The following is a 12420-nucleotide window of genomic DNA, read 5'->3' as shown; positions in this document are numbered from 1 at the left end:
TCAGGTCACGCGCAGCGATTTGACCACCGCATCCACGGCGCTTTGCACGTCGTGCTGGTCCAGCCGCGCGATACCCATGAACTGGATGTGCATGTCGCCGCGCGCCAGCCAGATTTGCCGCACCGCAACCGGGGCCGCCACCTGGCCGAACATCTGCAGGTTGGCCCCTTTCGGCATCTGCCGCACGACCGAGAAGCCCCGAAAAGGCCCGACCACCACCTCCGGGTTGGACTGCAGCAGTTTCAGCTTGAACCGCCGCGACCAGGGATCGTTCAGCACTTCCTCGTAGCTTTGCGGAATCGGACCGTCGAGGATCTTCATGCCGACACCGGCATCCGGTCCGCCGCGCGCCATCATCAGGTTCCAGTCCCCACCGCTGCCCAGCGTCCGTTCCGGCCCCGGACGGATGATCCGTTTCAACAGCGTGACCCCGAAGACGACCAGCGGACCGTCATAGTCCTGGCGCACGGTGACGGGCCAGCCCGCCGGAACATCCACGGTCAGCCCGGTGGCGGGATGACGGACCCGCTGGCTGCCGTCGTCGGTCTGACCATCCGCATCCCCACCCCCCTCTCCCCGCTCCCGTGCAAGAAAGTCCGTCGCCGCCGCCTCGGCCCGGCGGGAAAACCCTTCGCGCCAGTCCTGAACCAGGCGAAGCAGCGTCTCGGGGTCCTCGACCCCGTGAAAACCGGGATGGCGTTCCTCTGCCGACCGCGAGTTGCCCCTGTCCCCAAACCCAAGCTCTCGCCAGCAGACGGCACCCCGCCGGGTGTAGACAGTGTGGATCTCGTCGGGCCGGGCCGACCTGTAGACATCATTCCCACGGATGCTCAACAGGCGCCTGTCCGTGACCGCGTAGACCCTGACACGGCGGCGGTTGATCCGGGGCGCGACAAAGGCCACCAACCCGACCCCGACAAGCGCCAGCCCCGGTATCAGGCGCGGCTGACCTTCCAGCGACAGGCCCGTCACGCTGTCGAAAATCCCGGTCAGGATCGCAAGACCAAGTCCCCCGGTCAGAACACCGCCAAATGTCGATCCGCCCGACCCAAAGGTGGCTGGGTCAGGGCGCGCCTGCCAGAGCACCCGTTCTCCGGGTTCCAGGAAGGGCGCCAGCTGCGGGTCAACGTCCGCGGGATCCAGTGGCGTCAGGTCGTACATCGCAGTCCCCCTTTCGACTGACCCCACCTAGGCATATCCGGCGGCGATGACGCAAGGTCACGCTCTAAGGTCGCGCCAAAGCAAAAGCGCCAGGCCGAAGCCTGGCGCCATGCACGGGCAGAGGAGTGTCCCGCGCGGGTCGCGGCCGGAGCAGGGTCCGCGACCGAAAGGTCAGACGGCGACCTTGCCCTTGGCGCGGACCAGGTAGATCCCGCCGCCCAGCACCGCCCCGATGATCCAGGCGTATCCGGCCAGCTCGTTCAGCCCCGGCACCCAGACCGTCGCCACCGAGAAGACAGCCGCCACGCAGAAGGCCACCAGCGCGTGCTCGTTCCAGCCGTTGCCATAGTGGTAGATGCCGCCCCGCTCGTTGTAGAGGTCGTCGCGCTTCAGCGCTTCCTTCCGCAGCATGTAGTAATCGACGATCATGATCCCGTAGAGCGGTGCCAGAGTCGCGCCCAGCGTGTTGACGAAGCCCGAGATGCCGAACTGGCTGATAAAGCTGGTCCAGAGACCGCCGATCACCAGCGCAAAACCCGAGGTGATGAGCCCCGCCTTGCGAAAGCTGATCTTCGACGGCGCAAGGTTGGCGATGCCGTTCACCGCCGGGATGAAGTTGGCCACCAGGTTGATGCCCACGGTCGCGGCAAAGAAGGTGATGGCCGCGATGATCCCCAGAACGACGCTGTCGGTGCGGTCGACGATCTCGGTCGGGTTGATGATCTTCTCGCCATAGACCACGGCGGCCCCGGCGGTGGTCAGCAGGGCCAGCGCCGAAAAGAGGATCATGTTGAACGGCAGACCCGCCAGGTTGCCGCGCACCATCGCCTTCTTGTCCCGGGCATAGCGCGAGAAGTCCGAAAAGTTGATCATCACGGCGGCGAAATAGGCCACCATCGTGCCAAAGATCGCCACGGCGCCCTTCAGCTCGGTCGCCCAGGTGCCCTCGGGATTGGCAAAGATCGTCTGCGCCTCGGACAACAGCTTGCCGTCAGCGGCGAACCACAGGTAGATCACCAGCCCGATCATGACCGCGTAGACGAACGGCCCGGCAAAGTTCAGGAACCCCTCGACCCAATCCATGCCGCGCCAGAAGATCACGATGTGAAAGGCCCAGACCAGGACGAAGGACAGCCAGTCGATCTCTGTCAGGCCCAGGTAGGCGGTGCCGCCGGTGATCCCGGTGACCGACTTGATCAGAAGCGCCAGCGCCGTCGAGGCGAAATAGACCTGCACCCCGTACCAGAAGACCGCCACCGTCGCCCGCAGGACGGCGGGCAGCTTGGCGCCCTGGGTGCCCATGCTGGCGCGGGCAAAGACCGGGTAGGGAATGCCATAGCGTTCCCCCGCCGCGCCCGAGAGGTTCACCAGGAACATCACGAACAGCCCCGCCACGATCAGCGAGGCAAAGGCCGTCCAGCCGCTGACCCCGAACGAAATGAACAACGAGGCCACCAGCGAATAGCCGAACAGCGACTGGATGTCGTTTGCCCAGACGTTGAAGATCGCGAACCAGCCCCATGTCTTTTCCTTCTCCGTCACCGGGCGCAGCGCGTCCTGCGCCACCTCGCCGCTGTCGGCCTCTGCCGTGATTGCGTGCATCTTTCCTCTCCCTTTCTCCCGGCCCGGAGCATTCGGCGCCCCCGGCCCTCCCGTTCTTATTGATCTGCCAGCTGGCATGATTTGTGAAATGTTAGTTAATAGATTACACGCTGGGTATAATGAAAACCAAACATGACCTTTCGGATTTTCCGAAGGATCGGAACCCGGGGCCGCCGCCTCTTGCCGCCGGACCGGCCGCGACGGGACGATCCCCTTGGCACCGCGCCCTGCCCGCGCTACGAGGCCGGAACAGCGTGGAGAGCCCCATGAAAACCGCCATCGCCACCTCCGACTACTTCGTGATGGGCGAGACCTTCATCAATCGCCACATCGCCCACCTGTTCGGGGGCGACACCTGCGTGGTCTGCGGGCGGTCCAACGGCGAGGACCCATTGGGCAAACCCCTTTTCACCCGCCGCGCCCCCCTGACCCCGATGGACAAGCTGCGGGCTCCCTTTGCCGCCGCCTCCGGCGCCCTGCTGCACGGCACCTCGCGCCTGCCCTTCGGTGACAACCGCAAGCGCCTGGCCGGCTTCCTGCAAGACCAGGGCGTGCAGGTTATCCTGGCCGAATTCGGCACCCAGGCGCTGGTCATGGCCAAGCTGGGCAACGACCTGGGCATTCCGGTCTTCACCTACTGGCGCGGCACGGATGCCTCCAAGATGCTGCGCTCGGCGCAGCGGGTGCGCTCCTACCGGCTGATGATGCCGCGCCTCGCTGGCATGTTCTCGGTCTCACAATTCCTGCTCGACAACCTCGCCCGCCACGGCATCCGCCACGACAACGCCCATGTCGTGCCCTCAGGCGTCGACATCCGCCGCTTTACCCCGGCGGACAAACGCCCCGGCAGCTTCCTGGCCGTGGGGCGCATGGTCACAAAGAAGGCCCCGCAGGTGACCCTGCGCGCCTTCGCCAGCGCCGCCGCTACCCGCGACGCGCATCTGACCTTCATCGGCGACGGCCCCCTGCTGGCAGAATGCCAGGCCCTGGCCCAGACCCTTGGCGTGGGGGACAAGGTGACCTTCACCGGCGCCCTGCCCCACGACCAGGTCCGCCAGCACCTGCAATCCACAGAGGTCTTCCTGCAGCATTCCATCACCGCCCCGGACGGCAACACCGAGGGCCTGCCCACCGCCATACAAGAGGCGCTGGCCTGCGGCTGCATCACCCTGTCGACACGCCACGCCGGCATCCCCGAGGCGGTCGAGGACGGCGTGAACGGCCTTTTGGTCGATGAATGGGACGAAACCGGCTTTGCCGATCGCATCGCACAGATCCTCGACACGCCCGACCGCACAGAGATGACCCGGGCCGCCCGCGCCACCGCCGAGGCAAAGTTCGACAACGACATCGGCCTGGCCCGGGTCGAGGACGTGATCCGCACGACCCTCGCCAACACCTGAGTTACCGCAAACACAGGTCGCCGACCGGCACAACAGCTTTGCAGAAATGCAAAGCTGTCCTGCGCTGTGCATGGTTGCATTGCGCGGCCCTTCGGGCGACAATTTGAACATGCGTTCATTTCAGCCCGGGGGAGGACGGCCGCAATGGATTTCGCGCTTTCAGAGGAACAGACCGCCATCTTCGACATGGCCTATGCCTTCGGGCAGGAAAGGATCGCGCCCCACGCCCGCCAGTGGGAGGCCGAGGGCACCATCCCGAAACAGCTCTGGCCAGAGATCGCCGAACTCGGCTTCGGCGGGCTCTATGTCAGCGAGGAGAGCGGCGGCGCCGGTCTCACCCGTCTCGACGGGACGCTGATCTTCGAGGCCCTCAGCATGGCCTGCCCCTCGGTCGCCTCCTTCCTGTCGATCCACAACATGTGCGCCAAGATGATCGACAGCTTCGCCAGCGACGCCTTCAAGGCCCGGGTCCTGCCAAGGGTCCTGACGATGGAAACGGTCCTCAGCTACTGCCTGACCGAACCGGGCTCGGGCTCGGACGCCGCCGCCCTGCGCACCCGCGCCACCAAGACCAACGAGGGCTACCGCCTGACGGGCACCAAGGCCTTCATCTCCGGCGGCGGCTACTCGGATGCCTATGTCACCATGTGCCGCACCGGCGACGACGGCCCGAAAGGCATCTCGACGCTCTACATCGAGGACGGGGCCGAGGGCCTCAGCTTCGGCGCGCTCGAGGACAAGATGGGCTGGAAATCCTCGCCCACCGCCCAGGTCCAGTTCGACGACTGCCCGGTCCCGGCGGAAAACCTCATCGGCGAGGAAGGCCGCGGATTCAGCTACGCGATGGCCGGCCTCGACGGCGGCCGCCTCAATATCTCGGCCAGCGCGCTTGGCGGTGCGCAGAACGCGCTCGACCTGACCCTGCAATACATGTCCGAGCGCCGCGCCTTCGGCCGCACCATCGACCAGTTCCAGGCCCTGCAATTCCGCCTGGCCGAGTACGAGACCAGGCTCCAGGCCTCCCGCACCTTCCTGCGCCAGGCCGCCTGGAAGCTCGACACCGGCGCCCCCGACGCGACGAAATTCTGCGCGATGGCCAAGCTCATGGTCACCGACAGCGCCTTCGAGGTCGCCAACGGCTGCCTGCAGATGTTCGGCGGCTACGGCTACCTGGCCGACTACGGCGTCGAAAAGATCGTCCGCGACCTGCGCGTGCACCAGATCCTCGAAGGCACCAATGAAATCATGCGCCTGATCGTCTCGCGCCAGATGCTGGCCAATTGACCGCCCCGCTGCTTCTTCTTGGGTAAAATACCTCTCGGGGGAGCGCGAGGGGGCAGACAGCCCCCTCGCTCCCGCCCTCACAGCCAGGACCGACATGTCAGACATTCAGATCCGCACCGAAGGCCAGGCCGGCCGCATCACCCTGACCCGTCCCAAGGCGCTGAACGCGCTGACCTGGGACATGTGCCTGGCCACGGAACAGGCGCTGGACGCCTGGGCCGTTGACGAAGGCGTGAAGCTGATCATCCTCGACGCGACAGGCGACCGCGCCTTCTGCGCCGGCGGCGACATCGCCGAGATGTACCGGACCGGCAAGGCCGGCGACCTCGACTACGGGCGCAGCTTCTGGCGCGACGAATACCGCATGAACGCCAAGCTGGCCGAATATCCGAAACCCATCGTCAGCTTCCTGCACGGCTTTGTCATGGGCGGCGGTGTCGGCATCGGCGGGCATTGCTCGCACCGGATCGTGGGCGAGACGACGCAGGTGTCCATGCCCGAATGCGGCATCGGCTTTGTGCCCGACGTCGGCGGCACCTACACGCTGGCCCGCGCGCCGGGGCGGCTGGGCGAATACCTCGGGATCACCGCCGCGCGCATGGGTCCGGGCGATGCCATCCACGCGGGCTTTGCCGATCGGTTCCACCCCGAAGCCGTCTGGCCCGCTCTGAAACAGGCGCTGATCGACAGCGGCGACGTGGCCGCCCTGGGCGAGGCGCCACAGGCCCCGGACAGCCCGCTGGCCGCCACACAGGCCGAAATCGACGCGCTTTTCGGCGGCGAGACCCTGCGCGACGTGCTCAACACCCTCCGGGCCAGCGACAGCGACCTGGCCCGGGACGCGCTCAAGCGCCTGTCCCGCAATTCTCCGCTGTCGATGGCCGTCACGCTGGAAATGATCCACCGTCTGCGCACCCCCGGCCTCGACATCCGCAAGGCGCTCGCGATGGAATACCGGGTCAGCCACCGGATCATGGACCAGGGGGACTTCCTCGAAGGCATCCGGGCGGCCATCATCGACAAGGACAAATCGCCGAACTGGCGCCACGCACTCGACAGCGTGCCCCTCGTGGACGTGTCGAAGATGCTGATGCCGCTCGGCAAGGACAAACTGGATTTCAGGGAGAGGACCATGCAGATCGGATTCATCGGACTGGGCAACATGGGGGCGCCGATGGCCGCCAACCTTGCCAAGGCGGGCCATGCGGTCAAGGGCTTTGACGTGGCGGGCACAACCGCCGAGGGCGTCACCTCCGTCGCCACCGCACAGGAGGCCGCACAGGGCGCCGACGTGGTCATCACCATGCTGCCCAACGGCGCGATCCTCAAGGCCGTCGCGACAGAGATCCTGCCGGTCATGGACAAGGGCGCCATTCACCTCGATTGCTCCACCGTCGATGTGGCAGCGGCCAGGGCGGCGGCGGATATGGCTGCCGAACATGGGGTCGAGGCGCTGGATGCGCCGGTTTCCGGCGGGGTCGGTGGCGCGGCGGGCGGCACGCTGACATTCATGGTCGGCGGCTCCGACGCCGCCTTTGCCCGCGCCCTGCCCCTGTTCGAGGTCATGGGCCAGAAGGCGGTGCATTGCGGCGCCTCGGGCAATGGCCAGGCGGCCAAGATCTGCAACAACATGATCCTTGGCGTGACCATGATCGCCACCTGCGAGGCCTTTGCCCTGGCCGACAAGCTGGGCCTGTCGCGCGAGGCCATGTACGACGTGGTCTCGACCTCCTCGGGACAGAGCTGGTCGATGACCACCTATTGCCCCGCCCCGGGCGTCGGCCCGCAATCGCCCTCGGACAACGACTACAAGCCCGGGTTCGCCGCCGACCTGATGCTCAAGGACCTGCGCCTGAGCCAGCAGGCCGCCAGCGAGGTCGACGCCGACACGCCGCTGGGCCAGGCCGCGATGGATCTCTACCGCCGCTTTGTCGAGGAAGAGGACGGCGCGGGCCGCGACTTCTCGGCCATGCTGCCCCGGTTCGAGACCCGCGGGCGCAGTTGATCCAAATCATATTCCCGACTCGCGATCCGAGTCATAGCTTACCCGAAGATGAACCTTTGTCTGGGGAAACGTTATGTTCGAGAAAAACATGGGGTCCGCCGATCGCGCCATCCGTGCCGTTCTGGGCGTTCTGTTGGTGATCGCCTTCTTTGCATGGCTCAGCGGCACCTGGGCCTGGATTGCCCTGATCGTCGGCGTGGTCATGCTGGCCACCGCCGCGATGGGATTCTGCCCGCCCTACAGCCTGCTTGGCATCAAGACCTGCGCCCGAAAGTAACCACAGGCACATGACACCCTCGGCAAGTCTTTGCCGGGGGCATGACTTTTGTCGGAACCCGAAGGCTTTGGACGGTATTTCCCTCCAAAGACACAGGAGATCCGACCATGAAAACCCGCTCGCTTGCCATCCTTGTCCTGGCCGCCATGCCACTGGCCCTGCCCGCCACGGCCCAGCCCAAAGGCTGTCCGCCCGGACTCGCCAAGAAGGATCCGGCCTGCGTGCCGCCCGGTCTGGCCAAGAAAGGCGTCAAGGCCCCGGACCGCGACCGCCACTACATCACGGATGACTACGTCATCCTGGTCGATCCGCTGCGTTACGGGCTGGACCCGGACCGCACCTATTATCGCCTAGGGGACGAGGTCGTGCGGGTGGACCGCGAAACCGGCGAGATCCTGAATTTCATCGGCTCTCTCGCCGCACTTCTGGACTGATCCAGCGGAGGGCCGAAAGGCCCTCCTGTTCACTTCTGGCACGTTTTGTACGTTTTGCTGGATTCGCTGTACGTTTTGTACGTTTCGTACAAAAACCGGCTCGCTATTCCGCCGCCACCTTGCGCGGCTTCAGCATCGGCTTGAGGTAACGTCCGGTGTGAGAGGCCTCGACCTCGGCCACCTTTTCCGGCGTGCCTTCAGCGACGATCTGGCCACCGCCATCGCCGCCCTCGGGGCCGATATCGACGATCCAGTCGGCGGTCTTGATGACGTCCAGATTGTGTTCGATCACCACCACTGTATTCCCGGCCTCAACCAATTCGTGCAGCACTTCCAACAGTTTGCGCACGTCTTCAAAGTGCAGACCCGTCGTCGGTTCGTCCAGGATATAAAGCGTCCGCCCGGTCGAGCGCTTGGCCAGTTCCTTGGACAGCTTCACCCGCTGCGCCTCGCCGCCCGACAGCGTCGTCGCCTGCTGACCCACCTTGATATAGCCCAGCCCCACGCGCATCAGCGCATCCATCTTGTCGCGGATCGCCGGAACAGCCTTGAAGAACTCTTGCGCATCCTCGACCGTCATCTCAAGAACGTCGGCTATACTCTTGCCTTTAAAGAGAACTTCGAGCGTCTCGCGATTGTAGCGCGCACCTTTGCAGGTCTCGCAGGTGACGTAGACATCCGGCAGAAAGTGCATCTCGATCTTGATGACGCCATCGCCCTGGCAGGCCTCACACCGGCCGCCTTTGACGTTGAAGCTGAACCGCCCCGGCTTGTATCCCCGCGCCTTGGCCTCTGGCAATCCCGCGAACCAGTCGCGGATCGGGGTGAAGGCCCCGGTGTAAGTTGCTGGATTTGAACGAGGAGTACGCCCAATAGGCCGCTGGTCGATGTCGATGACCTTGTCCAGGTGCTCCAGCCCCTTGATCGTCTCGCAGGGCGCGGGCGTCTGACGGGCGCCGTTCAGCGCCATGCTGGCGGTCTTGAACAGGGTCTCGATGGTCAGCGTCGACTTGCCGCCGCCGGACACACCGGTCACGCAGACGAATTTGCCCAGCGGAAAATCGACGGTCACCTCTTTCAGGTTATTGCCGGTCGCCTTGACCACCTTCAACTTTTTCTTGTTTCCTTTCCGGCGCTTGTCTGGAACAGAGATTTCACGCGTGCCGCTCAGGTACTGGCCCGTCAAGCTGGCGGGGTCACTTGCGACTTCCTCTGGCGTGCCCTGCGACACGACCTGACCGCCATGCACCCCCGCACCGGGACCGATGTCAAAGACGTAATCCGCCTCGCGGATCGCCTCTTCGTCGTGTTCCACCACCAGCACTGTATTCCCCTGGTCGCGCAGGTTCTTGAGCGTGTCGAGCAAGCGCGAGTTGTCGCGCTGGTGCAGACCAATCGACGGCTCATCGAGGACATAGAGAACCCCGGTCAGCCCGCTGCCGATCTGGCTGGCCAGGCGGATACGCTGACTCTCTCCGCCGGAAAGCGTTCCGGAAGAACGGCTTAGCGTGAGATATTCAAGTCCGACGTTATTCAGAAAACCCAGCCGTTCACGGATCTCCTTGAGAATGGCCCTGGCGATCTCGTTCTTCTGGCTGGTCAGGCTGGCGGGCACGGTTTCGCACCAGTCGAAGGCCTGCTTGATCGACATTTCGACCACCTGGCCCACGTGCAGTCCCGCAATCTTGACCGCCAGTGCCTCTTCCCGCAGGCGATAGCCGCCGCAGGTGCCGCAATCGCGGTTGTTCTGGTAGCGTTCGAATTCCTCGCGGATCCAGTTGCTGTCGGTCTCGCGATAGCGCCGTTCCATGTTGGGAATGACGCCCTCGAAAACGCGGCTGACCTGGTAGACGCGCCCGCCCTCGTCATAGCGGAACTGGATTTCCTCGTCGCCCGAGCCATACAGGAAGACCTGCTGCACATGCGCGGGCAGATCCTTCCACCGCGCGTTCTTGTCGAACTCGTAGTGCTTGGCAATCGCCTCGATGGTCTGCAGGAAATAGGGGCTTTTCCCCTTGCGCCAGGGTGCCAGCGCACCGTCGCTGATCTTCAAAGTCTGGTCAGGCACCACCAACCGTTCGTCAAAGAACAACTCGACCCCAAGCCCATCACATTCCGGGCAGGCGCCGAAGGGCGCGTTGAACGAGAACAGGCGCGGTTCGATCTCGGGGATGGTGAAGCCACTGACGGGACAGGCGAAATTCTCGCTGAAGGTGATCCGCTCGGACTCGCCTTCGCGCGGGGCCGTCTCCAGCACCGCGATGCCATCGGCCAGGTCCAGCGCGGTGCGGAAACTGTCCGCCAGCCGGGTTTCCATCCCCTCGCGCACCACGATACGGTCGACCACCACGTCGATGTCATGGCGGAACTTCTTGTCCAGCGTCGGCGGCTCATCCAGCTCGTAGAACTCGCCGTCCACCTTGACCCGCTGGAAACCCTGCTTGCGCAGTTCCAGGAATTCCTTGCGGTATTCGCCCTTGCGGTCGCGCACGATGGGGGCAAGCAGGTAGGCGCGCGTGCCTTCCTCCATGCCCATGACCCGGTCGACCATGTCCTGCACCTGCTGGGCCTCGATCGGCAGGCCGGTGGCGGGCGAATAGGGTGTGCCGACGCGGGCGAAGAGCAGCCGCAGGTAATCGTAGATCTCGGTCACGGTGCCAACGGTCGACCGCGGGTTCTTCGACGTCGTCTTCTGCTCGATGGAAATGGCAGGCGACAGGCCGCTGATGTGGTCGACGTCGGGCTTTTCCATCATGTCCAGGAACTGCCGCGCATAGGCCGACAGCGACTCGACATAGCGGCGCTGCCCCTCGGCATAGATCGTGTCGAAGGCCAAAGAAGACTTGCCCGACCCGCTGAGGCCGGTGATGACAACCAGTTGATCTCGCGGGATATCCACGTCGATCGACTTGAGATTGTGTTCGCGCGCCCCGCGGACTTCGATCTGCTTGAGTTCCGGCATCACTCACCCCCGGCATTCCAACCTGCGTAGACATAGTTGAATTCGGCGAGACCGCCAATCGAAAAACATGAACGAAGTGTGAACAAAAGCAACAGCGCCCGGATTTCCGCCGGCGTGCTTCCTCACGCCGCAGGCTGGTCGGAAAGCGGGCGCCAGTGGGGTAAACCTTTCCTTGCCCGGACAGTGTCCCTCGGTGCAGGGTAGCGGCGTATTACCGCCAAAAGGGGGGATTTCATGACCGGGTTTCGCCGCGCCGCTCTGGCGCTTTGCCTTGTTCCGGCGCTTGCCGCCGCACAGGAAGACAGCAAGTCCATTCTCGTACTCGACGCCTCCGGCTCCATGTGGGGCCAGATAGACGGGGTCGCCAAGATCACCATCGCTCAGGGCGTCGTCGGCGACCTGCTGTCCTCCCTGCCAGAGACGCAGGCGCTGGGGCTGACCGCCTATGGCCACCGCACCAAGGGCGATTGCACGGACATCCAGACGCTTGTCGAACCCGGCACCGCCAGCCGCGACGCCATCGCCGCCCAGGTGAACAAGCTGCGTCCGCGTGGCAAGACGCCGATGACCGATGCGGTCATCCAGGCCGCCCAGGCGCTGAAATACACCGAAGACCCGGCCACCGTGATCCTGGTGTCCGACGGGATTGAGACCTGCAACCCCGATCCCTGCGCCGCCGCCCGCGCGCTGGAAGAGGCCGGCGTGGACCTGACCGTGCACGTGGTCGGCTTTGACGTCAGCGACCCCGAGGCACGCCGCCAGATGCAATGCATGGCCGACGAGACCGGTGGCCAGTTCCTGCTGGCCGCCAATGCCAGCGAGTTGGGCAAGGCCCTGACCGAGGTGACGCAGGCGCAGCCGGCGGCCACCTTCTCGACCCGTTTCGTGGCGCAAGACGGCGCCGAGGGCGGCACCATCGAAACGCCGCTGGTCTGGGATGTTCGCCGCGGCGACGAGGTGATCGTCGACTTTCAGCAAAGCGCCTCGCTGGACATCGACCTGCCCGCCGGCAGCTATACCGTGACCGTGCTGCGCCCCGATGACGAAAGCAGCGTCGAAAAGAGCTTTGACGTGACCGACGCCACGCAGACCGTCACCCTTGTGCTGCCCAGCTCCCTGCCCGAGGCGCTGGTCAGCGGTGCTGAACAGGCGGTGGCCGGATCGACGATCCCTGTCACCTGGGAAGGCCCGGACGAGGACGGCGACTATGTCACCGTCTCCAGGCCGGACGACAAGGGCTATGTGAACTACACCTACACGCGGGACGGCACGCCCGCGCAACTGGTGATGCC

Annotated in this window: 9 protein-coding genes; 6 read left to right on the top strand and 3 right to left on the bottom strand. The window is 64.9% G+C overall.

What is annotated here, in order from left to right; genetic code table 11:
- Together PVW46_RS02375 and PVW46_RS02370 are read right to left on the bottom strand one after the other, a co-directional pair.
- Positions 1-1161 (bottom strand): hypothetical protein, encoded by a 1161-nt coding sequence (locus tag PVW46_RS02375; RefSeq protein ID WP_069211450.1) that lies wholly within the window; start codon positions 1159-1161, stop codon positions 1-3.
- 171 nt (positions 1162-1332) lie between these two features.
- A complete protein-coding gene (locus PVW46_RS02370) occupies positions 1333-2763 on the bottom strand; it encodes an NCS1 family nucleobase:cation symporter-1 (RefSeq protein WP_043139578.1) in 1431 nt (476 codons plus the stop codon).
- Between the two features lie 266 nt (positions 2764-3029).
- Here PVW46_RS02370 and PVW46_RS02365 point away from each other — a divergent pair, with 266 nt between their 5' ends.
- The 5 genes from PVW46_RS02365 (at position 3030) to PVW46_RS02345 (ending at position 8166) form a co-directional block, all read left to right on the top strand.
- Positions 3030-4166 (top strand): glycosyltransferase, encoded by a 1137-nt coding sequence (locus PVW46_RS02365; protein ID WP_069211451.1) that lies wholly within the window; start codon positions 3030-3032, stop codon positions 4164-4166.
- A 144-nt stretch (positions 4167-4310) separates the two neighbouring features.
- Positions 4311-5450: an acyl-CoA dehydrogenase family protein gene (locus PVW46_RS02360; protein ID WP_069211452.1), complete on the top strand. Its 1140-nt coding sequence runs from the start codon at positions 4311-4313 to the stop codon at positions 5448-5450.
- Positions 5451-5544: 94 nt separating this feature from the next.
- Positions 5545-7455, top strand: a complete 1911-nt coding sequence (mmsB, locus tag PVW46_RS02355; RefSeq protein WP_274574423.1) for a 3-hydroxyisobutyrate dehydrogenase — start codon at positions 5545-5547, stop codon at positions 7453-7455.
- 73 nt (positions 7456-7528) lie between these two features.
- The gene (locus PVW46_RS02350; RefSeq protein ID WP_069211453.1) at positions 7529-7732 is read left to right on the top strand and encodes a YgaP family membrane protein; all 204 of its coding nucleotides are present in this window, start codon (positions 7529-7531) and stop codon (positions 7730-7732) included.
- 107 nt (positions 7733-7839) lie between these two features.
- Entirely contained in the window at positions 7840-8166 is a 327-nt protein-coding gene (locus PVW46_RS02345; protein WP_069211454.1) for a hypothetical protein, read from the top strand.
- Between the two features lie 103 nt (positions 8167-8269).
- Here the strand turns inward: PVW46_RS02345 and uvrA are convergent, their stop codons facing one another.
- A complete protein-coding gene (gene uvrA, locus PVW46_RS02340; RefSeq protein ID WP_069211455.1) occupies positions 8270-11128 on the bottom strand; it encodes an excinuclease ABC subunit UvrA in 2859 nt (952 codons plus the stop codon).
- A gap of 234 nt (positions 11129-11362) precedes the next feature.
- On the opposite strand from uvrA, the gene PVW46_RS02335 reads away from it, so the two are divergent.
- On the top strand, positions 11363-12420 hold a 1058-nt coding region (locus PVW46_RS02335), incomplete at its 3' end, for a vWA domain-containing protein (protein WP_274574415.1).

It is taken from the genome of Mameliella sp. AT18 (genome assembly GCF_028807275.1).
In the GTDB taxonomy this organism is placed as follows: domain Bacteria; phylum Pseudomonadota; class Alphaproteobacteria; order Rhodobacterales; family Rhodobacteraceae; genus Antarctobacter; species Antarctobacter albus.
This window is presented reverse-complemented; position numbering and strand designations above follow the sequence as displayed.